General features: G+C 55.1%; 22 protein-coding genes and 7 pseudogenes. 12 read left to right on the top strand and 17 right to left on the bottom strand.

All coding sequences use genetic code 11. The features are described 5' to 3' along the window. Nucleotides 1–104: 104 nt before the first annotated feature. Nucleotides 105–287, bottom strand: a complete 183-nt coding sequence (locus PSEUDOMOFG3G_RS12925) for a hypothetical protein (protein ID WP_139050173.1) — start codon at nucleotides 285–287, stop codon at nucleotides 105–107. A gap of 1,063 nt (nucleotides 288–1,350) precedes the next feature. On the opposite strand from PSEUDOMOFG3G_RS12925, the gene PSEUDOMOFG3G_RS12920 reads away from it, so the two are divergent. Both PSEUDOMOFG3G_RS12920 and PSEUDOMOFG3G_RS12915 read left to right on the top strand, forming a co-directional pair. Further along, on the top strand, nucleotides 1,351–2,805 hold the full coding sequence (locus PSEUDOMOFG3G_RS12920; RefSeq protein ID WP_139050172.1) for a TrkH family potassium uptake protein: 1,455 nt from the start codon (nucleotides 1,351–1,353) through the stop codon (nucleotides 2,803–2,805). 315 nt (nucleotides 2,806–3,120) lie between these two features. Continuing rightward, nucleotides 3,121–3,577 (top strand): annotated as a pseudogene (locus tag PSEUDOMOFG3G_RS12915) (hypothetical protein); the annotation flags it as partial. A 472-nt stretch (nucleotides 3,578–4,049) separates the two neighbouring features. On the opposite strand, the pseudogene PSEUDOMOFG3G_RS28035 reads toward PSEUDOMOFG3G_RS12915, so the two are convergent. Further along, nucleotides 4,050–4,349, bottom strand: a pseudogene (locus tag PSEUDOMOFG3G_RS28035) (hypothetical protein). Nucleotides 4,350–4,413: 64 nt separating this feature from the next. Here PSEUDOMOFG3G_RS28035 and PSEUDOMOFG3G_RS12910 point away from each other — a divergent pair. Both PSEUDOMOFG3G_RS12910 and PSEUDOMOFG3G_RS12905 read left to right on the top strand, forming a co-directional pair. Then, nucleotides 4,414–4,743: a hypothetical protein gene (locus PSEUDOMOFG3G_RS12910; protein ID WP_180062754.1), complete on the top strand. Its 330-nt coding sequence runs from the start codon at nucleotides 4,414–4,416 to the stop codon at nucleotides 4,741–4,743. Nucleotides 4,744–5,166: 423 nt separating this feature from the next. Then, nucleotides 5,167–5,428: pseudogene (locus tag PSEUDOMOFG3G_RS12905) on the top strand (pilus assembly protein); the annotation flags it as partial. On the opposite strand, the pseudogene PSEUDOMOFG3G_RS12900 reads toward PSEUDOMOFG3G_RS12905, so the two are convergent. The 4 genes and pseudogenes from PSEUDOMOFG3G_RS12900 to PSEUDOMOFG3G_RS12885 form a co-directional block, all read right to left on the bottom strand. Next, nucleotides 5,425–5,744 (bottom strand): annotated as a pseudogene (locus PSEUDOMOFG3G_RS12900) (DDE-type integrase/transposase/recombinase); the annotation flags it as partial. The pseudogenes PSEUDOMOFG3G_RS12905 and PSEUDOMOFG3G_RS12900 overlap by 4 nt on opposite strands. Continuing rightward, nucleotides 5,741–5,899: pseudogene (locus PSEUDOMOFG3G_RS12895) on the bottom strand (IS5/IS1182 family transposase); the annotation flags it as partial. The pseudogenes PSEUDOMOFG3G_RS12900 and PSEUDOMOFG3G_RS12895, both read right to left, overlap by 4 nt. A 109-nt stretch (nucleotides 5,900–6,008) precedes the next feature. Beyond that, on the bottom strand, nucleotides 6,009–6,374 hold the full coding sequence (locus PSEUDOMOFG3G_RS12890; RefSeq protein ID WP_139050170.1) for a histone-like nucleoid-structuring protein, MvaT/MvaU family: 366 nt from the start codon (nucleotides 6,372–6,374) through the stop codon (nucleotides 6,009–6,011). Nucleotides 6,375–6,595: 221 nt separating this feature from the next. After that, nucleotides 6,596–7,284 (bottom strand): annotated as a pseudogene (locus tag PSEUDOMOFG3G_RS12885) (aldehyde dehydrogenase family protein); the annotation flags it as partial. A 116-nt stretch (nucleotides 7,285–7,400) separates the two neighbouring features. Between PSEUDOMOFG3G_RS12885 and PSEUDOMOFG3G_RS12880 the strand changes: the two are divergent. Together PSEUDOMOFG3G_RS12880 and PSEUDOMOFG3G_RS12875 are read left to right on the top strand one after the other, a co-directional pair. Beyond that, on the top strand, nucleotides 7,401–7,622 hold the full coding sequence (locus PSEUDOMOFG3G_RS12880; RefSeq protein WP_139050169.1) for a hypothetical protein: 222 nt from the start codon (nucleotides 7,401–7,403) through the stop codon (nucleotides 7,620–7,622). 139 nt (nucleotides 7,623–7,761) lie between these two features. Next, nucleotides 7,762–7,998 (top strand): hypothetical protein, encoded by a 237-nt coding sequence (locus PSEUDOMOFG3G_RS12875; protein WP_139050168.1) that lies wholly within the window; start codon nucleotides 7,762–7,764, stop codon nucleotides 7,996–7,998. A 29-nt stretch (nucleotides 7,999–8,027) separates the two neighbouring features. Here PSEUDOMOFG3G_RS12875 and PSEUDOMOFG3G_RS12870 read toward each other — a convergent pair whose 3' ends face one another. The 6 genes from PSEUDOMOFG3G_RS12870 to PSEUDOMOFG3G_RS12845 form a co-directional block, all read right to left on the bottom strand. Next, nucleotides 8,028–8,369: a type II toxin-antitoxin system HicB family antitoxin gene (locus tag PSEUDOMOFG3G_RS12870; protein WP_139050167.1), complete on the bottom strand. Its 342-nt coding sequence runs from the start codon at nucleotides 8,367–8,369 to the stop codon at nucleotides 8,028–8,030. Beyond that, complete coding sequence (locus tag PSEUDOMOFG3G_RS12865) at nucleotides 8,369–8,617, bottom strand: type II toxin-antitoxin system HicA family toxin (RefSeq protein WP_139050166.1); 249 nt, start codon at nucleotides 8,615–8,617, stop codon at nucleotides 8,369–8,371. Before PSEUDOMOFG3G_RS12865 ends, PSEUDOMOFG3G_RS12870 begins: the two co-directional genes overlap by 1 nt. Nucleotides 8,618–8,928: 311 nt before the next feature. Then, nucleotides 8,929–9,252, bottom strand: coding sequence for a DUF190 domain-containing protein (locus PSEUDOMOFG3G_RS12860; protein ID WP_139050165.1), 324 nt, complete (start codon nucleotides 9,250–9,252; stop codon nucleotides 8,929–8,931). A 10-nt stretch (nucleotides 9,253–9,262) separates the two neighbouring features. Then, nucleotides 9,263–9,646, bottom strand: a complete 384-nt coding sequence (gene crcB / locus PSEUDOMOFG3G_RS12855) for a fluoride efflux transporter CrcB (protein WP_139050164.1) — start codon at nucleotides 9,644–9,646, stop codon at nucleotides 9,263–9,265. 220 nt (nucleotides 9,647–9,866) lie between these two features. Continuing rightward, nucleotides 9,867–10,295, bottom strand: a complete 429-nt coding sequence (locus tag PSEUDOMOFG3G_RS12850; RefSeq protein ID WP_139050163.1) for an MAPEG family protein — start codon at nucleotides 10,293–10,295, stop codon at nucleotides 9,867–9,869. Beyond that, entirely contained in the window at nucleotides 10,292–10,606 is a 315-nt protein-coding gene (locus PSEUDOMOFG3G_RS12845; RefSeq protein ID WP_139050162.1) for a DUF2834 domain-containing protein, read from the bottom strand. The genes PSEUDOMOFG3G_RS12850 and PSEUDOMOFG3G_RS12845 overlap by 4 nt, the downstream gene beginning before the upstream one ends. A gap of 106 nt (nucleotides 10,607–10,712) precedes the next feature. Here PSEUDOMOFG3G_RS12845 and PSEUDOMOFG3G_RS12840 point away from each other — a divergent pair, with 106 nt between their 5' ends. The 3 genes from PSEUDOMOFG3G_RS12840 to PSEUDOMOFG3G_RS12830 all read left to right on the top strand — a co-directional run bounded on the left by PSEUDOMOFG3G_RS12840 (nucleotide 10,713) and on the right by PSEUDOMOFG3G_RS12830 (nucleotide 13,815). Further along, nucleotides 10,713–11,537 (top strand): helix-turn-helix domain-containing protein, encoded by an 825-nt coding sequence (locus PSEUDOMOFG3G_RS12840; protein WP_139050161.1) that lies wholly within the window; start codon nucleotides 10,713–10,715, stop codon nucleotides 11,535–11,537. Between the two features lie 99 nt (nucleotides 11,538–11,636). Beyond that, entirely contained in the window at nucleotides 11,637–12,104 is a 468-nt protein-coding gene (locus PSEUDOMOFG3G_RS12835) for an NUDIX domain-containing protein (RefSeq protein ID WP_139050160.1), read from the top strand. Nucleotides 12,105–12,669: 565 nt separating this feature from the next. Further along, nucleotides 12,670–13,815, top strand: a complete 1,146-nt coding sequence (locus PSEUDOMOFG3G_RS12830; RefSeq protein ID WP_139050159.1) for a sensor histidine kinase KdpD — start codon at nucleotides 12,670–12,672, stop codon at nucleotides 13,813–13,815. 344 nt (nucleotides 13,816–14,159) lie between these two features. On the opposite strand, the gene PSEUDOMOFG3G_RS12825 is transcribed toward PSEUDOMOFG3G_RS12830, so the two are convergent. Then, nucleotides 14,160–14,822: a dual specificity protein phosphatase family protein gene (locus tag PSEUDOMOFG3G_RS12825; protein WP_171061371.1), complete on the bottom strand. Its 663-nt coding sequence runs from the start codon at nucleotides 14,820–14,822 to the stop codon at nucleotides 14,160–14,162. A 198-nt stretch (nucleotides 14,823–15,020) separates the two neighbouring features. On the opposite strand from PSEUDOMOFG3G_RS12825, the gene PSEUDOMOFG3G_RS12820 reads away from it, so the two are divergent. Both PSEUDOMOFG3G_RS12820 and chrA read left to right on the top strand, forming a co-directional pair. Then, on the top strand, nucleotides 15,021–15,965 hold the full coding sequence (locus tag PSEUDOMOFG3G_RS12820; RefSeq protein ID WP_139050157.1) for a chromate resistance protein ChrB domain-containing protein: 945 nt from the start codon (nucleotides 15,021–15,023) through the stop codon (nucleotides 15,963–15,965). Continuing rightward, a pseudogene (gene chrA, locus PSEUDOMOFG3G_RS12815) lies at nucleotides 15,958–17,139 on the top strand (chromate efflux transporter); the annotation flags it as partial. The gene PSEUDOMOFG3G_RS12820 and the pseudogene chrA, both read left to right, overlap by 8 nt. 139 nt (nucleotides 17,140–17,278) lie before the next feature. Here chrA and PSEUDOMOFG3G_RS12810 read toward each other — a convergent pair. Beyond that, nucleotides 17,279–18,304, bottom strand: coding sequence for a DNA-binding protein (locus tag PSEUDOMOFG3G_RS12810; RefSeq protein WP_139050156.1), 1,026 nt, complete (start codon nucleotides 18,302–18,304; stop codon nucleotides 17,279–17,281). A gap of 503 nt (nucleotides 18,305–18,807) precedes the next feature. On the opposite strand from PSEUDOMOFG3G_RS12810, the gene PSEUDOMOFG3G_RS12805 reads away from it, so the two are divergent. After that, nucleotides 18,808–19,014, top strand: a complete 207-nt coding sequence (locus PSEUDOMOFG3G_RS12805) for a hypothetical protein (RefSeq protein ID WP_139050155.1) — start codon at nucleotides 18,808–18,810, stop codon at nucleotides 19,012–19,014. A gap of 447 nt (nucleotides 19,015–19,461) precedes the next feature. Here the strand turns inward: PSEUDOMOFG3G_RS12805 and PSEUDOMOFG3G_RS12800 are convergent, their stop codons facing one another. From PSEUDOMOFG3G_RS12800 to PSEUDOMOFG3G_RS12790, 3 genes are all read right to left on the bottom strand, one after another. Then, nucleotides 19,462–20,679, bottom strand: coding sequence for an MFS transporter (locus PSEUDOMOFG3G_RS12800; protein ID WP_139050154.1), 1,218 nt, complete (start codon nucleotides 20,677–20,679; stop codon nucleotides 19,462–19,464). A gap of 392 nt (nucleotides 20,680–21,071) precedes the next feature. After that, nucleotides 21,072–22,592, bottom strand: coding sequence for an exosortase (gene xrt, locus PSEUDOMOFG3G_RS12795; protein WP_139050153.1), 1,521 nt, complete (start codon nucleotides 22,590–22,592; stop codon nucleotides 21,072–21,074). A gap of 162 nt (nucleotides 22,593–22,754) precedes the next feature. Further along, entirely contained in the window at nucleotides 22,755–23,426 is a 672-nt protein-coding gene (locus tag PSEUDOMOFG3G_RS12790) for a sulfite exporter TauE/SafE family protein (protein ID WP_139050152.1), read from the bottom strand. Nucleotides 23,427–23,480: the final 54 nt, after the last annotated feature.

The raw sequence follows: 23,480 nt of genomic DNA, 5'->3' as shown, positions 1-23,480 counted from the left end.
TTTTCTCCAGACAAAAAAACCAGCGGATACCAGGGCTGGATTCAAAGCATGAAGACCCGTACGGAAAGACGGGCCATTTAGGTTAGTGGCGTGTCGTGAAGCCGTTAGATACTGCCGGGGCAGTCCTCTTGATCTATCTGATCAAGAAAATCAACGTCATCATCTTCTTCGCCTTCTTCGTCAAAAATTGCTTGAGCGTTTTCTTCGCCCCATGGTTCGTCATCATGGAATTCGTGATCGAGCAGGTGGTCGTGCTCGGGCTCGGGAATATCTCGTTCTTCGCTCATGACTTATCGAACCAACAATAGAAAGAGCGGACTGTATATGCAGATCCCTTCCCTCAGTCAACGATCACGAAACTATGACGCGCTCAGCCTTGATTAGGCAGCAGACGCCAATCAGCGCCTGGGGCCCGCCTGTTGGCTTGCCGCTCTTAATCATCACGCCGATCTTAGTTTCGATGACTCACGGCCTCCGCAGCGGTGGCACTGAACCATCAGCGCGGGCTCGGGTATCGCACGCACACGCTTGCGCACTGGTTCCGCCGGGGTTTCCGGAGCGGGTGTACCTAGGATGACGTGGAAACGCGGTTTATCGGTCATGCGGCGATCGGCAATCCAGTTTGCGGGCATCCGACTGGCGGTTGTACGGGCAACCGCCACTACAGATAAATTCCAACATCTTTACCTCCCTCAGCATAGGCCCTGGCCCTTCGCCAAATCCCAATACGGAGTACACTGAGATCCAGGCGCTTTCATCCCGCACGTCTGTCAGCAATCGCCATTCTCGATGTTGGATCCTTGATGTGCGACTGGGGGTACTATTGGGGGTATCTGTCCATTTTTTCAGGCCGAAACCAGTGTGCTAGAGCGCTGTCCAAATGTTCTTCGGCGACCCTGAGAGCCTCTAGGCGTCGTCAGGCAGGCTGTTCAACTGATCATTTCTGCCTCTTCATAGATGATGGAGATCCATCTACTTTCAGAGGATTTCGACACCCGGGGGCATATCTGAGGGCAGGCTTTGGATGGTTTGAAAAGGATGCCCCCAGCCTAAGGCCCAACAGTCCCCCTTCTCGAAAAAGTCACACGCTGCTGCGCCCAAACCGCCGTCGAGCGCTATCCGTGACTTCGTGCTCTAGCCTCATCGTCGTCTCCGTTAATGCATCATTAAAAGCCATCATTATGATGGCACGCATTGAGTGCCGTTGCTCCTTTGTGACTCTGTTACTCAATGAAAATCCTTGGACGTACGCAGACTGACTGATTGCCCGTAAAAATTTTACGTAAAATTTACGGGGCTTTGAGGTTGAGCATCCGATACTGCGCGGTGCAAATTTGGCAGGCTACTTTTATGTCCCTCGCAGCCATGCGGCTTATCGGTTTCATTTTAGGCATTTTTCTGATCACACTGGCCGTAAGCATGGCCATCCCCATGATCACACTGGTGGCCTATGAGCGTAGCGACGATCTGTCGGCCTTTCTCTGGTCGAGTTTGATTACCTTCATCTGTGGCCTCCTGTTGATCGTGCGGGGGCGCCCGGATACTGGCCAGCTTCGCCCTAGGGATATGTACCTGCTGACTACCGCAAGCTGGGTCGTTGTGTGCACCTTCGCCGCGTTGCCAATGGTGTTCATCAGCGATATCAGCTACACCGATGCATTCTTTGAAACGATGTCTGGCATCACAACCACTGGCTCGACTGTCCTTACCGGGTTGGATAGCTCCTCTCCCGGCTTGTTGATCTGGCGCTCCATGCTGCATTGGTTGGGAGGCATCGGTTTTATCGGCATGGCTGTGGCGATCCTTCCACTGCTGCGCGTAGGCGGCATGCGTCTTTTCCAAACAGAGTCCTCAGACTGGTCAGAGAAAGTGACGCCGCGTTCCCATGTGGCAGCTAAGTACATCCTGCTGCTCTATCTGGGACTTACTGGCTTCGGAGCCCTGGCACTCTGGATCGCTGGGATGACACCTTTTGAAGCGATCAACCACGCCATGTCGTTGATCTCTACTGGAGGATTCTCCACGTCGGACGCCTCACTTGGGCATTGGGCGCAGCCAGTGATTCACTGGGTCGCCGTGGTCATCATGATTCTGGGCAGCCTGCCCTTTACCTTGTACGTTGCGACCTTGCGGGGCCATCGGCGTGCGCTGATCAAGGATCACCAGGTACGCGGATTTCTTGGGTTCTTGCTCGTCACATCGCTGGCTGTAGGTACTTGGCTGTGTTTTCACAGCGATTACGGATGGTGGGATGCGTTTCGTATCGTGGCAGTCAATGTAACTTCGGTCGTCACGACCACCGGTATTGCGGTTGGCGACTATACGTTATGGGGCAGCTTCGCTGTCTTGCTTTTTTTCTATCTGACTTTTGTTGGTGGATGTTCAGGCTCAACGGCAGGTGGTCTTAAAATCTTCCGTTTTCAGGTGGCTGCCGCCCTACTGGTCAGTAGTTTGAAGCAGTTGATCCATCCTCGAGCCGTGATTCAGAAGAAGTACAACGGTCATCCCATCGACGAGGAGATCGTGCGCTCGCTGTTGACCTTCTCGTTTTTCTTCACCGTCACCATTGCCATAATCGCCTTGGGGCTGGCTCTGATCGGGCTGGATTGGACGACTGCCTTAAGTGGCGCCGCTACGGCGGTGTGTAACGTCGGGCCAGGGTTGGGCACGATCATTGGGCCGGCAGGTAATTTCTCAACATTACCGGATGCCGCCAAATGGCTACTGACCGTGGGAATGCTTCTAGGAAGGCTGGAAATCCTGACGGTGTTGGTACTCGTAACTCCTGTTTTCTGGAGATATTGACCTTTACTGTAATGGAACTGGATCACCGACGTTGTCGGGTTCTGAAGCCAGTTTAATAAGGTGCATGGTGCGGGTGAGTGAATCGCCCCTAGTTTCGTAGACTGTTGGTGCTGGTGCGGTTTTGACCCAAGCTGCTGACTTCAGCTGACCCCTAGGCGGTCTATGAAGACACGCATAAGACCATCGATTACCGAGTATTCAGGTAGGTCAACGATTTCCGGTAGCCTGGATCAAAACCGCATCAATGCCTACACGTGTTTTGAATGTAAAAATTTCGTCGACATGGATCGAATGCTGCCGCATCCTTTTTGATGCACCATCAGCGCTGGCGGCACTCACCACGGACGGGGCACTGCTTTCATGAAGCGCCAGTTCGGTGCCAGCGTTGGCCAAGCAATGGACGAGCCCCTGCCAACCATCACCGCCGGTGGCGCCAGCAAAAGCACGCTGGTTGAATTTCAGCTTTCACCAGAGGTTGAAGCTGTTGCACTGCGGGTCGCGGTATTTCTGATCAGCTATTACGGTACCGAGAACGTGAGCGGCACCAGCGAACCAGCACCGGCGATCACCACCAAAGATCGCCTGGGACTGGTCACCATGACGATCAAGGGGCACGTCGTACGTGATCGTCGATATCAGTCTGCGAATGCTGCACAACGTATGGCGCGATACGCGTAGATGTCGAATCCCGGTATTACACATGGGGGGTCGAGGCTATCAAAGACGCGATCCTCGACGGAACGCTGGCATATACACCTACATTGCTTCGTAACGCATGGCCCTCGATCGACGAAAGAACCTGCATTGATCGTTAGTCCGCCGAGGGTGTATTTCCATCGGCCGGTCGACCATCTAGAGCAGGCATCGGATCCGTTTGAACGCCGGTTACGATGGAAGCCCAAGCAACATATGCACTCTGGTGTCGGGACACCGCTTCATCCCATCGGCTCCCCGAAACCTCGCTTGAAACCACTAGCATCATAAGATGATTGGTAGTTGCATCGAGATCGAGCAAAAGATGGTGGGCGGTGAAGCGAAAATCATCAATCGAAGGCATGACGTCACACTTATAGTTTGGTGAGTGGAGCGGAATCGTTCCCATACCACATGACATCAGTGTGACAGTACTCCGTATCTCATTGCGAACGGTCAGACAGCCGGCTGCTGGGGATAGACCTCCACGCCAAATTTTCGAACCATTCATTCACGCCACTTACCGCTCCTGCACCCTTCAAGGTTGACCGCTATTTCGAGGACGCTGACTTACGAATAGCCGGACCATCAGCAGCAGCCAACTGCCGAGCCCGACCGACACCCCCAAGCCAAAACTCTGGTCATCGATTCGCCAGGGTGTGAGTCAACCGCCACTTCATGCAAAGCCATGCCATCGGGGGCATAAATTCCGATGAACATTTGCGTTTCGCCGGCGCGCGAAAGCCTGACTTGTACGTCGATGTGAGTCCCATCATTAAGAGTTCATCATGAGTTCTGCAGTGGAGCTCGGGGTCTGCCCACTCCCAGAAGATGTCGCCTCGAAGTCTCATAGAGCCCTCCTGCCCATTCCCTGTGCTGGTCAGTAGTGTCCAAAACTAGACCTCTGCAAACGAAGTGCAACCTCGTCAAAACGGTATCGGACAACTGGTAGAAACAGCTGTACGGATCCCAATTTCTTGTATAACTTTCAGCCGCTATGACGGCAACGACGAAGTCATGCTTATTTTTGTCATCGCCCGTATGGCCTGGCTCGACGGCGCGGCGCAGTTGGACGTGTTTCACCTTGTCCAGTCGGTGGACATGATCGCTCTCGCCGTAAGACCACCATTCGCAGGCGGCCAATCAGGCGGCCTGACCCGCCAAAATCTATTGCAATGCCAATACCGCATTGGACCGGATGGCGGAACCTACTCATTCTTTGGAACCAATGGGAAGGGGCGATAATACAAAATTTTGGCGTTCAGAAAGGTTGCAACTAATTCTGCCTCTTCCTTGGTTGCGCCCACCATTAGGCTGAAAACTGGCTGATCTACCGGAAGCCAGCGTGCCGGACACACCGCATGGTTTGACCAGATTTGGGCGCCCGATGCCAGTTATGAGGATTTAGTCTTCTGCGCTGAGATCTTCATATTCAAGGGGGCAACTCCATCCATGTGTTGGTGCTGATGTGGTTTTGACCCAAGCTGCTGACTTCAACTGACCCTTAGGCGGTCTATGAAGACACGCATAAGACCATCGATTACCGAGTTTTGAGGTAGGTCAACGATTTCCGGTAGCCTGGATCAAAACCGCATCAGCGCCAACAAATAGGACAAAAGCAGTGGAAACCCATAGGCAAACGACCAGCCTGTAAGCCAGGAACACCCACCGTTGGAGTACACCAGCGCCGCCGAGTTGTACATGCTGCTCAGAGCTCTGCGCCAACACTTCCAGCACATCGTGGTGAACCGACAGCGAAGCCTTGCGCACCTTCGTCAGCCATTGCGATACATTGTTGTAGTACACCGACCAGAACGTGATCGACTGCCGCCGTAACCTATCGGTGCTCAACCTGTGGCGCGAAAAAGGCATGCGGCTCGATCACGCCAAGCTGTTGGTCGATCGCTACCTGGGCAGCGTCGCCCCGGACTGGCGCATGCGATAACGCCACAATCGCTGGCGAAATGAACGACTCGCATACTGGGCCCTTGATCCGAGTGAAACAGCAAGCTCTGAGGTCTTCCTCGTTGCTCGTAAGCCATATCCAGCGCCTTGATAACCAGATCGGCGTCCGGCTTTTCCGACAACGCCCAGCCCACCACCCGGCGCGTGCAAAGATCCAGCACGACAGCCAGGTAATGCCATTTTCCCTGGGCCCAGATGTAGGTGATGTCACCGCACCACACTTGGTTGGGTGCCGGAATATCGAACTCCCGATTCAAGATGTTCGGGATATCGAGTCGCTCTTGGGCTGGGCTTTCTCAAAGCCGAGCTGGCCCAGATCGAGCCTAGCGACATACAGATCGATAACCCGTACGAGGTGATCTTCCGGGATCAGTTCCTCCAGCGAGACCGGGAACAGACTGGTCTGGCTGCGAGACTCTCCTTGGATGTAGGCCATAACGAAAAATGCTCCGTATCTTCCGATACGGAGCATTCTCTTAAAGGGCCGGGCAGATTGCTAGGTTTTCACACAGTCTGTATCAGGCCCTTTTGTACTTAAACCAAAATCACTTACTCAGCCAGGACTCGACGGTGTCGGAGCCGTACTGCGCTTTCCACTCTTTCAGCGTCTTGTGGTTGCCGCCTTTGGTTTGGACGACTTCGCCGGTGTGTGGATTTTTGTAGATCTTCAATTTACGTGGCTGACGGGTGCCGGCTTTGGACTCGACGGCTGGAGCGCGATGACCAGCCTGGGGATCCAGCAAGTTGATCACGTCTTTCAGGCTGTAGCTGTACTCACCCAGCAATGTGCGAAGCTTGGTCTCGAATTCAATTTCTTTCTTCAGGCCAACATCACCCTTCAGCGCTTCGAGAGCTTGAAGCTGCTCTGCAAGATGCTTTTCGAGTTGGCGGAATTCTGCGAGCTTGGACATGGTTAACCTCGTAAATGATTGCATGCAAATGTGAGAAAGGGTGAACCAAAGAAGTTGTCCGTTCACCGCTTTACAGCTGAGGTCAGGATATCTCACAAAGCATTGGGCGTGCACTTCTGCGTAAGTTCGTGCGATCCACTTCCATTTTTAGCACAGGGGACATCGGGCGTCAGATAAAAGCGTCCACCCGATGTGAGCCGATGGCAATCTACTTTGTCGGTTTAATCCAGCTCGCTGATGCAGACCACTTTCGGCTGTGTCATGTCCTCATACGCAAATCGAACACCTTCGCGTCCCAGAGTTCCGTACTTAAAACCACCGAAAGGCATGGCATCGAAACGATAGTCGGAAGAGTCATTGATCATCACACCACCCGCTTCAATCTGACTCGCTAGTTTTAAAGCCTTGGAAATATCACGTGTGAAAAGACCTGCATGCAAGCTGTACTCTGTTGCGTTAGCCAGAGCAACAGCATCATCCAGATGGTCAAAAGGCTCCAGGATAACGACCGGCGCGAAGACTTCCTGCTGCCAAATCGTACTGCTATGTCTCACATGCTCAAGCACGGTCGGCGCATAACTTCCCACTTGGCGATGGTGCCCACACAAAAGAACTGCACCTTCGGCCAGTGCCTCATTTACCAATTGCTCGGTACGACGCGCCGCCTGCTCCGTAATCATTGGGCCTATATCCGTTGCTCGCTGGTCAGGATCACCCACTACCAAAGCGCGGGTTTGGCTGACAAAACGCTCACGGAAATCTTCATAAATTGAACGATGTATAAGGATGCGTTGAGTGCCGATGCAATTCTGCCCTGCTGCCCTGCTGCCCAGAAGGCACCAGGCACACAGGACTCCACGGTCGGTTCAAGATCACAATCTTCAAGCACGAGAACCGGGGCATTTCCTCCGTTAAGCAACAGATCCCAGAGCTCCCCGTTTGACTGCTCTTTGGCTACCCAGCGATGGGCTTTTCGTTTCCGCCATCCCCCAGCTAAGCTGTCTCGATCGCCCAGAGGATCGATCCATGGTTTCTGACAAGCTCACCTTATCGCTGCTTTCTCGAATGGCTGATGTTCAACTAGCACTGGCCACAGGCATGAAGGGGGTTACCCCCGCGACTCAGGCATATCCCGAGCAAGCGTTGCTACGCATTTCTCACGCTCTTGAGATTGTCGAGGCAGCGGTAGTCGATATCGAGCGGGTCAGCACCACAAACAATTCAGGCGCTTATACCAGGCTACACTGAACTGATCGGGCACTATCGCCCCTTCCAGCCCGCCCGCATGCGGGCTTTTTGTTTCTGTTTCTCGCTGATAATCTGATCGGCTCCGCGAAAATCGGGGCGAGCGCCCACAAGGGAAGCTCCGCTTGCTTCGAGAGCCGTCATGAGCAGAAGCCGCCGCAAAACCCCAATCTTCGGCATTACCACTGCCGCCTCTGAGGCCTTTGACAAGGCAACCTGGCATAGAGCCTTTCGCCGAGCAGAGAATCAGCGCCTGCAATCCGACCCTGGAGGCGAGACGCGCCACTTCCACGAATTCTCCAGCCCGTGGTTAATGCAGAAGGACGGCAAGCACTGGTGGAGTGACGCGATCACGATTGACCGGCTTATGCGCAAGTGACGCTCGATGCCTGGCCCGAGCAGGCTTTGTTATACGTGCTGCTCCAGATACTCGCTCAGCGCTTTGCGAGTCAGATCATTCAAAGAAATGCTTTGCTGGGTGGCTGCCACGCTGGCCGCCAAATGCAGGTCATGCCCTACCCTCACGTTGAATGATCCTTTGCAGGGGATCTCAGCTTCCTGACCAAGTGACTGGCAGGTGTCCAGGTAGTCATCTACCGCCTTGCGAAATGCTTGGATCAGCTCGGCAACCGTTTCGCCTTCATAGCTGACCAAGGCGCGAATGAACTGAAGCTTGCCGAACAGGCAGTTGTCCTCAGGGCTGGCTTCAATGGAGCCGTAATAGCTCCGGTGCTGCAACATGGTACTCATCAGATCAATCCTCCCGCTTTCAAGTGCTCAATCACCTGGCGTTTGACGTAGGCCTTCAGCTCGTTGCCAGGGTGCGGCTTGTGCAGGTTGATCATCGCCTGCGGATTGCCGTTGTCGAACTTCACCCGACTGCCGTCCCCCTCAATCTGGCGATATCCAAGCCCGCCCAACAACGTGACCAGCTCCGACCAGGTAAACCCGGCCTGCTTGTTCAGTAGCTTCGCGAGCAACTTTTCGTGCTTGGACATTTGCCCTCCTATCATGCAACTAATTTTAGTTGCACGATAACAACCAGTCAATCACATGCCAGTCAAATCGAGGGAACCCGCAGCATGCTGGCTTTTTGTTGTTTGCCCTCCCCTGAGCCCCACCCAGTCCAATAGTGGCTTTGCGCCACGAATGGTAAAGTTCGAGCTCAATTCAGGGAGGAACCCAATGAAGGCCCATCTAGCAATCGCAATACGCTGTGGAAGATTTGCGTTATCTCAATCCTGATGCGACTTCGTTCACGCATTGACTACAAATGTTTTATTTTACAATAACTTATGAATAGTTGCGGCTAGTTGGCCTTTTCGCCGATGGTACCCATCTCGATTGGGGTTTTGATGTAGAACACGGAAAACTCCTCAACCTCCAATCGCTTGAACAACCTTTCTGATTCTTCCTCGGTGATAGCCATGCGAATCTCCGTTGGTTGATCCGCCAGCTCAAAAAAGTGCGCGGAATGCAGCCTACCGGTGTGTCCAAAACCCTCAATGCCCGTAGACAGGGTCGCACCACGCAGACCCATTTCTTTGGCCAAATCAACAATCCATTCGCCGAGCATCCTCCCTTGATAGCGACGATTCTGTTGAGTAAAGAAAATCACTAGAAAACCTTTCATGTTCATCTCCTCAGCGCGTGCCAATCATTTGATAGGACAAAAGCCCGGCAGCGGTCATTACCAACGAGCCTACGACGTGTAATGAAATTGAGCCGAACGCCCAGAGCAGTCTTCCCTCCTGAATCAGGGCAACTGTTTCGGCTGAAAACGTGGAGAAAGTAGTAAGTCCCCCGCAGAACCCCGTGATGATCAGCAGGCGCCACTCAGGGCTTAGGGAGGGGGATGCGGCCAAGAATGCGACGGCCAAGCCAATGATGTAGCCCCCGACCATGTTCGCCACCACAGTCCCGGGGGGAATTGTCGGGAACAACGCGTTTAGCTTCATACCTAGAAGCCAGCGTAACCAGGCACCAAGCGATGCGCCGATAGCGATAACTAGTAGTGATTTCATCATGGTTGCATGTCTCCTCTGGGCTGATATAGCCGAGGAGGTGCTGATAGCCGGTGAGGTCTAACCCATCCATTGAGCGAGCCCGCACCGGCATGCCGGCGCGGGTCGCTTCTGTCGATCGTTAGTGTCCACTTCTGGTCGATTTCTGCTTGTCACGATGGTCAGAAATCGACCCATTATAGCGGACGTACGCTCAACGAAGGCAAAGCCATGGCCCGTCCGATCATGACATCACCACATTAATGGCGATCGTCGCGCAGAAGCCCAAGAGACACAGGATCCCAACACCATAGAAAACGGTGCGCCAAGGCTGGACGCCCTTCAGGTATGCCAACGTGTGCAGGACTCTGGCGAGGGTGAACAGAACGCTCAACCATGCCGTGATGGAAGCAGGTGCATTCATGGCAACGGCGAGCCCACCCAGCGCGAAGAATGCCGGGATGCTTTCCAGGTCGTTCGCCCAGGCCCTTGCCGCGCGAGTCACTTGCGGAAGCTCCTTTTCACGAGCGATTCGATTGAAAACAGCGGCGTCTTCTGTGTTCGTGAATGCCCTGAAGCGTATGCGGAAGAGGCCCTGGTAACAGGAGACCGCGAACATCTTGAGAAACAGCACAACCACGCAGAGTGCGTAGACGGTCAAAGCACTGGTCATGCCCGGCGCTCCCTATTAAAGCCTTTGACCACGAGGTACAGCAGCGGCCCCACGGAAACGAATACAGCAGTCAGTATCAGGTAGGGAAGCAGGTCAATGAGTGAGCCACCTCGCGATCGGTTGTCTTTCGCCATCCAGATGCAGACCAGCGCTGCCATAAGGTACAAGTCGATGACCAACTGGGCAGTGTCAGGTCGGGAAATCAGCTCAAGCCCAAAGGAAAACAACGACTGCTCAGCATTCAGCATCGTCCAGCCGGTATACATCGAAAAGAGCACCAGCGATGCCAGCGCAATGAGGCGAAGTACCATAGTCCTGTCCTTGCTAAGGTTTCCTGGCACAGTAGTGGTAGGGTTGCTGGTGCTCAATGACCTGTGAGGTCATGGAGGCCAAGCACAAGGATGTCAGAGGCGACGCATGAGTAATCACCTGTTCCATCATAAACATCCCCCGTCGGCCACAACGGCGGGCCAGCACGTGCGCCACCTGCGTCGGCAGGCAGGGCTCAGCCAGCTCGATCTTGCACTCATGGCCGGGGTTTCGCAGCGCCACCTCAGCTGCGTCGAAACCGGCCGCGCCAAGGCGAGCACCAGTACCTTGCACGCCATACTTTCGGCCCTAGGTGCACCGCTGGATCACTGCAACGAAGTATTTCTTGCCGCTGGCTACGCGCCACGTTACGCCGCAACGTCACTCGATGCGCCCGCCTTGGAAATGGTACACACGGCCATCGATCACATCCTGCGTGCGAACAATCCGGCGCCTGCCATCGTTATCGACAGCAACTGGGATATCACTGCTGCCAACGTGAGCACGGGGCTACTGTTGGCGATGGCGGGGGTGGCACAGGACGTGGCGTCAGGTTTCAATCTGCTGGAAACACTGCTCTGCCCCGGCGGACTCGGTGATCGGTTGGCCAATGCACAGGAGATCCGTGCTGCTGCGTGGCAGCGTGCCTCCAGAGAGTCAGTCGGCAATCCAGCGCTGGCAAAGCGCTTGCGCAACCTACCAGCTCCAGCCATTGCCTTGCAGACACCCTCTGTCAGCCCTTTGCTGCTGACCCGTGTGTGCACCGCAGTTGGCGAGTTGAGCTTTCTTTCAACCTTCACGACCTTCGGCATGCCCCTGGACATCACCGTGGAGTCGCTGCGAATCGAACATTTGATACCTGCCGATGTGATGACCAAGCGCAGGATGATGCAAGCCTTCGAAGATTGGAGCGCGGATCACGGCCAATCATGAATGCCGCAATCGGCCCCAAGCGGACATCTGAATATCTGGCCGCTCGCGCAAGGGATAAGGCCGTAAGATGTGTGCTTCATTGCCGATAAGGAAATCACCATGTCACCGAACAAGGCTTGCCCGGTCATCCTCTCCAGTATTCCTGGCACACACATCCTTCTGTTCCGCCATCCAATAGCAGGCGTACAACTGGTCAAAGGGACAATCGAGACAGGTGAAACTCCAGCTCAGACCGCTCTGCGTGAATTAAGCGAAGAATCAGGCATAGAAGCTGCCTCGGTTGTCAGAGATATGGGCTGTTGGGACGCCGCGCATCTCGACCAGATATGGTCATTTCAACTGTGTTACACGCAGGCACTTTTGCCAGAGCAATGGACTCATCACACGCTCGATGACCATGGTCACACCTTCAGCTTTTTTTGGGCTCCGCTCGATGATTTGCCGTTTGCCGACTGTCATCCGGTCTTCCGTCGAGCATTACGGTACCTGACTGCCACACTGACAGCGCAAGGTTGTGTATTGGCTCATGATCAAAGCACAAACATATCATCCGAAGTTCCGACTTGATGTTCGAAAGCGGTTTTCGAGCGGCTGTTTCTGGCCGATTCTGTTGAAAAAGTCGGCCATGGTTTGCGCATCAGAAAAGTACGCGTCCGAGATTGAAATCTTTACTTTTGGCAGAGGCTTCCGGACTCGGATTTCACGTAGCCGCGTGCAAAAAAGGCGTTTTCCCCAGTCAATGATCAGGCAGTTTGAGCAGACCGACTTTTTCAACAGAATCGGCCGATTTCTGCCTGTCACGACCGGCTGAAACCGACCCATAGTTACCGGTTATCAAGTGCGAGATTCAGCCAAACGCGGACGTGCCAACCGGCTTTGCACCACTAGCGGCTACTCAACGGGGGCTAAAAGTCAGAGGTACTTCGACTGTTCTAGAGGGAGCTTTAAGCTGCCGGGCTGGTCCAAAATGTTGGCGGTCAATTTGAGGGCGTCTAGCACGCCGCTTCGGTATTGACGGCCGCAAAGGAGAGCGCTGCCAGCAGGAAAAGCTCTGTCCCCGAGCTACGCTGGAGTAATCAGCTTATCCCTCACCCACTCTCTTCGCCGGTGGTAGGAGCCGTTAGGAATCGACATGAGACTGTCAAAATTCATCCTCGGAAATCTTGAGCCTATCCTGCAAGAGTGGGAAAGATTCGCTCGGACTATCGGCACTTCCAAGCAAGCACTTGATTCGACCGGGTTAAGGTACCATGCCGAGTTCATTCTCAGGGCCATTGCACTGGATATAGACACTCCGCAATCGGCGAGTGAGCAAGTAGAGAAATCCCAAGGCCTCGGGCCGGAGAGTCTTGAGCAGACAGCAGCTCAATTCCACGCGTTGACGCGTCTGGCTGCCGGATTTTCGTTGAACCAGATGGTTTCCGAGTACCGGGCACTCAGGGCAAGCGTGCTCAGGCTATGGTTAACCCAACAATTCTCCGGGGAACCCCACCAAATAGCCGACATGATGCGCTTCAACGAAGGGATTGATCAGGCACTTACCGAGTCGATTGCTTCGTTTGAAAGCGCGTTGGACCAAACGCGCCACGTGCTTTTAGGGATTCTGGGCCACGACCTGCGTACCCCGCTGGGCGCGGTGTTGATGGGCACGGATTTGCTCCAGCGATCCGATAAAATGGATGATCGAGAAAAGCGAATTTCCTCACAGATATCGGCCAGTGGAAGGCGTGCCAATCAAATCGTGAATGACTTGCTTGACCTGGCCCGGTGTAATTTGGGAGCAGGAATTCCGATAAAAAAAGAACTCATTTCACTTAGCAGCGTGTGCCAAATCACCATTAACGAAGTTCGAACCTGTCATCCTGAGGCGACCATAGTTTACAAAGACAATGGACCGATAGAGGGCCTGTTTGACCCATTGCGCATGGGGCAGGTGTTCACAAACTTGCTCAGTAATGCGGTGCAGCACGGAGACCCGCAGCGGGCTATTAACCTGTCCTTGGAAGCGAACGCCAACGACGTTTGCTTCACGGTCCATAACCACGGCGATCCGATACCCGCCGAGGTGATGCCTATGCTCTTCAGTCCAAACGAACGTTACTCGCAATTTTCCGAAAGCGAGCACGGTCCGGCGGCTGGTTTGGGTCTTGGATTATTCATAGCGTCTGAAATTGTCGCCGGCCATGGCGGCAGGATTGAGGTCGAATCGACGCTGGAGCGGGGTACAGTCTTTCGGGCGAGATTACCGGCATCCGGGCAGCGTCTCAAGGAAGAGTGAGGGTTGGCCAATTCACTGACTGACCGCTTTTTGCTGTGCCGTAGGCAGTGATGCAGTCGATTCTTCGCGTAAGTGCCTACGCTCAGCGCCAATGGCAGCGCCCGACAGTGCAAGAGTGGATCAAGCTGCAACGACCTCCAATGTAGCGGCACCCAAATGGCTAATAATGGCCGTACTCTGCCGATCGTCGCTGCGGCGCGTGCTAGTCAATTCGAATGCAAATGTTCGGTCAGCACGGATGAAATTGAATGGTCAGCGGTAATGCAAATGGGCGGTCAAGTCCATGCAATTGCGCAGGAACGGATCACTAAGCGCTATCCAGTGATCCGACCTTTTATGATCGTCTATCCCCTGCGATCAGCAAAATCGCTGAGGATCGCTTCTTGTTCTCGAGTCTCGACAGCATGCGGCCTAGCCTCTCTGATGCGGACAATTGCATCGGGGGCGGTCAGCCCCTTCGTGATCCAGTAGGCGGCTGCGAAGGTTCCGGTTCGCCCAATGCCACCTTCGCAGTGTAAGACGGTCTTGGTACCGCTTGGCAGGCTATCAATGAACTCGACGAACTGCTCGAGTTGCTCAATGGTCGGAGGGCAGAAGTCTTTGACTGGAATGTTGTGCCACTCAAAACCCAGTGCGGTGGCGCTGGTGATATCGTACTGGGGAGCTTGCTCCTCCTCCTTCAGAAGACAAACAAGCACACTGAAACGGTCTTTTCGCAGCTGTTCGAGATCTGCAAGCGTAGGGTTTCTACTTCCGATCAGATGAGGATAATCGATCCACCAAGTATCCATCGCGTCACTTTTCTCCGTCATCAGCCCAAACGAAACTGTAGAAAAATCTCGCCCCTCAAACCAGTTGGAGCATATGAGCCGGTGGAAAGGCTGGAGCCGATTTTTTGAGGGTTTCAACTGGAAAAATCGCTCAGATTGAATCGCCCTGAATTTCTTGGAAACATCCGACAGGGTGTTGGCGCCGGTGCCGAATTGACCCAGTTGCCGAGATATCACTGACCCAGTCTGTTCCTCGCAAACCATTGCCTTTGCTGGATTTGTGCTGATTTTGAGCTGGGTCAGTCTTGCATCAGCACCTGGGTCAATTCGGCATTGGCGTCAACATCGCCAAAACTCTAGCTCTGATTGGGTCTTTCCAAGCGCATAGATCAGGAGTAATGTAACTCTTACTACATAATAAATATCGTACTCTACATGAATAATTGGCTATCCCTGATTCTCGGCTTACCCACTGCCAATGCCACTGAGCGCATGCGAGCTTGGCGCGCCCTGAAAGCGTCGGGTGCGGCGGTTTTGCGCGACGGTGCCTATTTGCTGCCCGATACACGTGCCTGCCGTGAAACACTGGCGTCTGTCGAGCGTGACATCCTGGCCATCAATGGCACCGCATTTATCCTGCCCGTCGTCGATCCTGACGGTGAGCGTTTTGTCGAGTTTTTCGACCGTTGCAAGGACTACAGCAAACTTCGTGGGGAGATCGAAGAGTGCCGTGGGCACCTCAGTCCTGAAAATGCATTGGCCACCACCAAACAGATTCGTAAGCTGCGCAAAGGCTACGAACAACTGAGCAGCATCGATTACTTCCCAGGTAAGCCGAAGCAACAAGTCGACGCCGCCTTGCGGGAGCTTGAGCTCGCGGTCAGCAGAGCGCTGTCTCCGGATGAGCCACACAGCTGCAACCAACCAATAACCACACTCAATCGTGACGATTATCAGGGGCGTGTCTGGGCAACCCGCAAGCGTCCTTGGGTTGACCGCCTGGCCTGCGCCTGGTTAATCCGTCGCTTCATTGACCCTGACGCTCAGATCCTCTGGCTGGAGACGCCACAGGACTGTCCGGCCGATGCGTTGGGCTTCGACTTCGATGACGCAGCGTTCAGTCATGTCGGCAACCGCGTGAGCTTCGAAACCTTGCAAGCCAGTTTTGAGCTTCAAGAGCCGGGTCTGAATCGCATTGCGGCTTTGGTGCATTACCTCGATGTCGGAGGCATTCAACCGGTGGAGGCTGCCGGCATCGAGCGCGTGCTCGCAGGGCTACGCGAAACCATTCTCCATGACGACCACCTGCTGGCCGCTGCGAGCGCCATCTTCGACGGCCTGCTCGCCGGGTTTGTGAAAGAGGAACAATCCAATGAATAAGCTTTTGGCACCCACGGTTGAAGAAGAGCTGTCGAGGCCGGAACCGATCAGTTTGCGTGAGGCGTTCTGGTTTTGGCTGAAGCTCGGCTTCATCAGCTTCGGTGGGCCAGCGGGGCAAATTTCAATCATGCACCAGGAGTTGGTAGAGCGGCGACGCTGGATCTCCGAGCGCCGATTCCTGCATGCCCTCAACTACTGCATGTTGCTGCCTGGGCCAGAGGCCCAGCAGTTGGCAACCTACATCGGCTGGCTGATGCATCGGACCTGGGGTGGCGTGATTGCGGGGGGACTGTTTGTGCTGCCCTCATTGTTCATCCTGATCGCCCTGTCATGGATGTATATCGCCTTTGGTGAAGTACCTGTGGTGGCTGGGCTCTTCTATGGGATCAAGCCCGCCGTGACGGCCATTGTGGTGCAGGCGGCCCATCGGATCGGCTCTCGGGCTTTGAAAAATAATTGGCTGTGGGCGATAGCGGCGGCGTCATTCACCGCCATCTTCGCGTTCAATGTTCCGTTCCCGTTGATTGTGCTGGGGGCTGCATTGATCGGTTATGTCGGCGGACGTGTGGTGCCCGAGAAGTTCAGAGCCGGTGGCCATGGCGCTGCGAAAAAGTCCTTCGGCCCGGCCTTGATTGATGATGACACCCCGTCTCCGGAACATGCCCGGTTCAGTTGGTTAAAACTGGCGATACTGGCACTGATCGGCGTCGGGCTATGGGCATTTCCGATGGGCATTTTGACCACTGTTTTTGGATGGGAAGGCACCTTGACCCAGATGGGCTGGTTCTTTACCAAGGCGGCGTTGCTGACCTTTGGTGGCGCCTACGCTGTGCTCCCGTATGTCTACCAGGGCGCGGTCGGTCACTATGGCTGGCTAACCCCGACTCAGATGATCGACGGCCTGGCGCTGGGCGAAACCACGCCTGGGCCACTGATCATGGTGGTGGCCTTCGTCGGTTTTGTTGGGGCCTATGTCTCGCAAGTGTTCGGGGCCGGTCAGGTGTTTCTGGCTGGCGCTGTGGCGGCCTCCCTGGTGACTTGGTTCACCTTCCTGCCCTCGTTCCTGTTCATCCTCGCGGGCGGCCCGCTGGTGGAGTCGACCCACAACGAACTCAAGTTCACTGCGCCACTGACCGCCATTACCGCCGCAGTGGTTGGCGTGATCCTCAATCTGAGGGTCCGACGGGATCCTGGAAAAATCCGCCAAAAAACGTTATAACCTTATGATAATATGATTGTTTCCGGCACTCTGGAATCTTTAATTCTTAACTGCACCTGAGGTGTGGTCGGTAGTAATAACGGTCAGGAGCGCCTCATTCTTGCGCTGCCGGTTGGTCATGGTTACGCTGCTTTTCAGCCATTAAGCGTTCAATCAGGTCGTTCTTAACCGATAACTCAACCTCCAGTTTCGCCTGGCTGACGGTGAAATCTTGTATCTTGCTCTGCGCTGATTCCAGCCGCTGTGTAAGCTCATCAATTTCCGAGGCTTGGCGCTGCGTGCTGTCGACATGCTGTGCCAGATCAATTGACTGACCCTGCAACCGCCTCTTTGCATCCTCAAGCTTAGAGTCAGCACTGTTTAGCTTCGATTCTAAGTCATATGCTGCCTTGCGGGCAGCGCTCAGCTCGCTGACCAGGCGCGCATTGTCCTTGTTCAGCTGTGTTAGGTCGCCCTGCTTGATGGAGATTGTCTGGCTGAGCGTGCGAATCTCCGCCTGAAGCTGCTGAACTTGCTGCTCATGTCGGCGCTGATCCTGATCCCTCTGCTCTTTGACCGACTGACGGTAATGCGCCAGCGCCTCACGGCTGTGGCGGTGTTTCTCTTCAAGGGAGTCAATGTGCGTCTGCTTTTCCTTGAGCAGTGCCGATAGGCTAGCTTCGCGTTGTTTTGCCTCGGCGACCTGTTTATCCAAGGTGTCACACGCTGCGGATTTGACGGTTAACGCTTCGTCAGTCTCGGTAAGGCGGAGTTCCATGGCCTTCTGCTGATTGGCCATCTGACCGGCGTCTTCAGTGAGCGCGGCACATCGGCCGGAGAGCTCCTTGATCTGATACTCATAGCGGGTTTTGCTCTCGTCGACAATGCTGTGAGCTTCTTCCTGAAGACGCGACGCCAGGCGTGCAACAAGCTCCCTGATGGGCTGACTCAGCAGTGCCTCATCATCCAGCCGAGTGGATGCCTCTTCCTCCAGCTCTTTGAGGTAGCGATGAATGGTCGATTTGGAGCCGGTGTTGCCCAGCTCGATGCGTACCGTATCAATGGAAGGGTGCTGCCCTTTGGCCAGCACCGCCTCGCGTGCCTGCTGAACCTGTGCCTTGTTGATACCGCCTCGCGCCACGCTGTTGCCTCGCCCTGTTTATTTCGTACTGTATTACATACCTCGTATTTACATACTAATTAAGAGCAGGATTAAGCACAACATAGATCAGCTCTAACACTAGATAATGGGACATTATCCTGTGTTAGGACGTTTTTGACCTTCTAATCAACAAAATTCAGTACACCTGCGGCCAACACGGAGGATCCAAGTGACACCTCGTGCGCTCCGATGTCATCTTTGCTGTATAACTGCCATCAGGTGGCGCGTCGGCTCATGTGGAAGCTGCCTGCTACCTCGAAGAGCGGAGGCGCTGAGCTCATTGGCGAAAACAACGCTCTTAACAGGCAGAATAAAACAGTCAGGGCTGAACTGGATCGTCGACGTCAGTGGGCTCCCGTTCAAGCAAGAACAAGCCCATCTAAAGCACGAACCCTAGACTCAAGGTCTGGCGCCAAAGCTTGACTCTGGAGCTAGGTCCAGGGTGTACGATGGGCTATGTCTGCGAGTCTACCGGAGATGCCATGACGATGAAGAATCCCTGCCTCTATACCGATGTGTTTGTGACATTCGAACGCGCCTGTCGCGAGGGGGACTTAGAGTTAGCTGAGCATCTATTTCAAGCGCTGGAAACCATCGCTCAGCGGGAAGGTGAAGAGGCTTGGTTACAGCGAGCTTACGCCGTACTCATACATTCGCCATATAAGTGCCGCAAACAGGTGCGTCATTGAACAATCAAGATTGGGCCAGTAAGTCTGCAGTTCTGGATAAGCTTGGCGGGACCGCGCCAGCGTCGGCTATCGATTAAAGGTCAAAACAATGGCCTGGAGTACGGTGTCATTTGAACTGCTAGCGACCGCCGATCGAGATTTCCGACCGCCCTCTTTGCCGGGCTGCATCTCTTGTGCTGTGGCAGTCCGCTTCTCCTTCTACTCTCGGGAGGTCCGCTCGCCTTTCTAACCCCACACTGGCCGCTCATAGGAGGCGTAGTAACGGTTGTGGGATGATCGGCTTCTTTTGGTACCTCAAGCGCGGCTGTGCGATCTGCCCGCGCAATGAAGAGCTTGCGCGCATAGAGGAACCAGACAAGACGGCTAACGGCTGCGCAAGCCATCAGCCGAGCGAAGAGGCCCTTCGAGCCGCAGTCTCGGCCAATCACTAAAGGATCGCCCAGAAAGCTATGGCAGGCCTGTCGCTCTGGAGGGGGTTTCGGAGCGAAACAACCAGAGAGCGCACACGGCAGCCGTCAGCTCAACGGCTGCAAATAGGCCCAACGCGGCGCCGAATCCGAAGCGAAGTACTTCTCCGAAAATGAGACTACCCAGGCCGAAGCCAACGAACAGCGTGAACACGTTCAAGCCCATCGCCTGCCCCGGCCGCTTGTCGCCGATCGACGTAACAATGCCTGCGAACAGTGGCTGGGTCATGTCGTAACCCAGGGACAGCACCATAGCCACGACCGGTGCGAGGATCAAAGGGAAGTCTAAGAGCAGGGCAACGGCGCCGAGTGTACTGAGTGCAAGTCCGATCGGCAGCAATCTGGCTCGTCCCCACTTATCCGCCGCTCGACCGATCAGCGGTCCGAGTAGAAGGCCCGGCACGCCGTAGCCGAGTAAGGCCAAGCCGATGCCGACTGGCCCGAGATCGTATTGCCTTTCGAGGTACACCCCGAGCCAGGTGAAAACGCCGGAATGGAACATCGAGTTCACAAAGACATAGCCATAAGTGCTCTGCCCTCGTGGGGTGCCTATGAGGCTCAGGTAGCCGCGAAAGAGACCGCCAAGTGTGCTGCCAGTCGGCTGCATCGCGGCTGCGATCATACGGCGATAGGGCAAAAACAGCAGCAGGACAATGCCTCCCACCGCACCGACCAGCAGGAAAAGGCCTTGCCAACCGATAAAAGGCACCAGCATTGCACCCAGGGGTGAGCCGAAGGCCATCCCCCCAGCCATTGCGCCGAACAGCCATCCGAGTGGACGGCCACGCTGCTCGTAGGGGAACAGTCTGCCGACAAGCACCAGCCCGAGCGGTACCACTCCGCTGGCACCCAGGCCCGTCAGAACGCGCCACAGCGACATCTGCCCGATGGACGTCGCCGTGGCCGTCAGAGCCGTGAGCGCCGCGAACGCCGCCAGAGAGGCGAACATGACCCGCTGAATACCGAGCCGATCGGCCAACAGGCCGTAGACCAGCGTGGCGATCCCGTAGGGGATCAGGTAGGCCGGCACCACAAGGCCGACCGTTTGCTCCGAGGTGCCGAAAGCGCTTGAGAGTGCCGGTATGATGGGCGCGACCATGTATGCCTGAAAAAAGATAATAAAAGTGGCGGCTGCGAGCATCCTCAGTAAGCGTTCCCGCTCAGTGTGATCAAGGTCGCGTGCGGCGGCATCCGTCATTTAAATTCTCCGGCTATGTTGGGTTAGTCAGCCTGGCCTTCCGGCATGGCTGATACGGATCTCGCAACCGCGGCAATGGATTTCCCCATCGCCGGCGATGGCATGATGAATCTGTCTAACGTACAGACTCCCCTTAACGAGCTGGAGAACATAAGGGTTAGAGCTGCTCCAACGTCAAGCCATTCAAACAATGGCGAATGTCATTACGCCTCCTTACCCTACTAACAGGCGGAGCAGCCAAGGACGGCCGCCCTCTCCAGGACCGGCCGTGCGACTATCTTTCAGCAGCAGCAGCAGCAGCTTGGCGGCGTGGCGATTACCGCCATTTACGCATTAGATCCTGAGGGGTTAAAGCTCAAGGTCCTCGCGGCTCGCTGTCTTTAATCGCATCATTAGCCCGGCTTAGCCTCGAACTGTACATCGAGTGCCCGCTGTGCCTGAGGCACTATTTGTTCTGTCCATTCTCTGGCCCGTGTTTCAAGATCACAGTCGCTACACCGCACGGACACAGCGACAAGCGAGGCGTCCTGTCTGCTATTGATGGCAGCATACAGCTGCAACAGCTTAGCGCCGAGAGGGTCGCTGGCCCACATTCCGGAGACGTAATAGCCATAAACAACCACAGCCGGTTCACCGGTCCGCCGATCCTTGAGCCGAAGACCCGACAAGGAACGCCCGTCAACAGTCACGCTAAAGTTGTCCTGAGGAAACCATCTCTCCGTGTCCACAATACGGTTACGGTCGCTTATAAGCTCCTTTCCGGGTGATTGGGTTTCATAGGTCAATACATGGGCAGCGCTATACGCCTTGGGCATCTGCTCGACCTGGCCTTCAGAGGCGAGAAACCAGGCTTTCCGATTATGATGATCCTCACCCGTATAATCAGGCTCCCAGAATCCTGCCATACGCTGAAACAGAGGAGCCCAGTCCTCAGAGCCCTCAAGGGACATACTGAAGTTTTGGGTGACCTCATGCCCTCCGCGCAACGCATAAACCGAAACCGGAGAAAGCAAGAAGAGGCCGACGACAATCCCTGCCACGGCCGTTCGGTGACCATAGGCCACGGACGGCTGGCATCCATTCTCGATTCTCTCGGAATCCTCTTCGATATTTCCACGCTCCAGGCGGCCTGCCAGGTAAAACAGCGGAATAAGAGCCACTGCAAACAGCACCCATCCAAAAAACTCATGGTCCCTGACCAGAGAAGTCTCCATCTCGGTAATGTAGCCCATGTATATGATCACGAAGACGCGAATCCAGTTTGTTACCAAGGCCAAGACAACCGCGACGGAGAATAAAATGATGCGATTGCGCCACAGGCGGTAGTTCAGCTCGCTATAGATAGTTGCAAGAGACATGGCGATGAGAAGATAGCGAAGCCCGGAGCAGCTGTGTGTAACCTCAAACGCGCCTATACCAGGCAGGAACACCAGCACGCCTTCGATCTCAAACTCAATATCCCAGAGGCCCAGAAAAATTTCATTTATCTGGGTTGTGATCAGTTGCAGGGGATAGGCTGTGTAGTCCCAGAAAGGAAGCGCGAATACCAGAACCCCGATCGGCAAGAGCAGCCGCCAGGTTGTTGCAAACCCGCTTATCGCGGCAATTGCGACGAGCAGCATCGGGATGAGCAAAAACTGTTGTACCGCTTCGACATACAGCAATGCCGCGATGACATAGACGCCTATTATCAATGCCAATGGCAGTAGCCAGACCGGATAAAAGCCCGCAGCCGGGGGTCTGCTGCGCCAAGTACGGACCACGAGGTAGAGAGCTACCGCAAACATCATTAAACCATGGGAGTAGGCTTCGTCGAATGCCAGCCACCGCCGGCCTATTTTTGCCAGAACGGGCCAAGTGCCAACAACAAACGCTCCTACAACAATCGCAAATACACTGGCCGTTCGTATCACGCTAGCTCCCTCCTACTCCGTGGAGGAACGCGGCTGTCGCAGCGGACCAAGAAAGGGCCTGGATTGCTGCCGCAATGGCTACGGAGATAGAACCGCTGCCCTCTACGGTCGAAGGACAGATTGGTTTTCCCGAGATCATGCGCTTATTCCAACCCTTCGGATCTATCGCCATTGCTCTATATCGACAGTCAAACCGAAATAGATCGACCAGGCCGCCAACCCCAACAGTAAAAACCCCGTCCAGCGCGGCGCGCGACTGGATAGGCCGGCGAGACGGTCGAGCAGACGCCGGCCCTGGGGCAACAGCACGGCCAGGACCAGGGGGACCGAGAGCGCCAGGCCGAACAGGGCCATGCTGATAAAGCCCTGAACCCAGGTTTGGGCGCTGGTCGCCGTGGTAGCGATCAGCGCGAACAGGAGCGGCGCGGCGCAGGCGGGGATGTTAAGCCCCAGCACGAGCCCAAGGAAAACCGAACCCCGGCTGTGCGGGACCGCATTCAGGGAAGGCCCGAGGCGCCGACTCAGCCAGCCGCTGCGACCGCTCAGATACAGCAGCCCGAGCCCGCCATAGACCAGCCCCAGAATCAGCCACATACCCTGTTGAAATATGAAGAAACTACTGCCGAGCAGTGCCGCAACCACGCCCAGCATGCCGATCAGCAGCGCCCGGGTAAGGCTGAAGATCAGCATGTGCCGGGCCTTGCTCCACCCCGACTCGCCTTCCAGATACTTCACCGCCCACAGGCTCACGCCGATGGTGCAAGGCTCGATAAAGCCCAACAGGCCAAGGCCCAGTGGGATCAGTATCAGGTTAGTGAGGCTGATGGCATCCATCGGCAGAGTTCCTTTTCCAGTAGCGTGAGGCTTTCCCAGGGTAATTGCTGGAAC

Origin of the sequence: Pseudomonas sp. FG-3G, from assembly GCF_901007645.1 — a bacterium.
GTDB lineage: Bacteria > Pseudomonadota > Gammaproteobacteria > Pseudomonadales > Pseudomonadaceae > Aquipseudomonas > Aquipseudomonas rhizophila.
The sequence above is the reverse complement of the archived record's forward strand: the minus strand, read 5'-3'. Positions and strand labels throughout refer to the sequence as shown.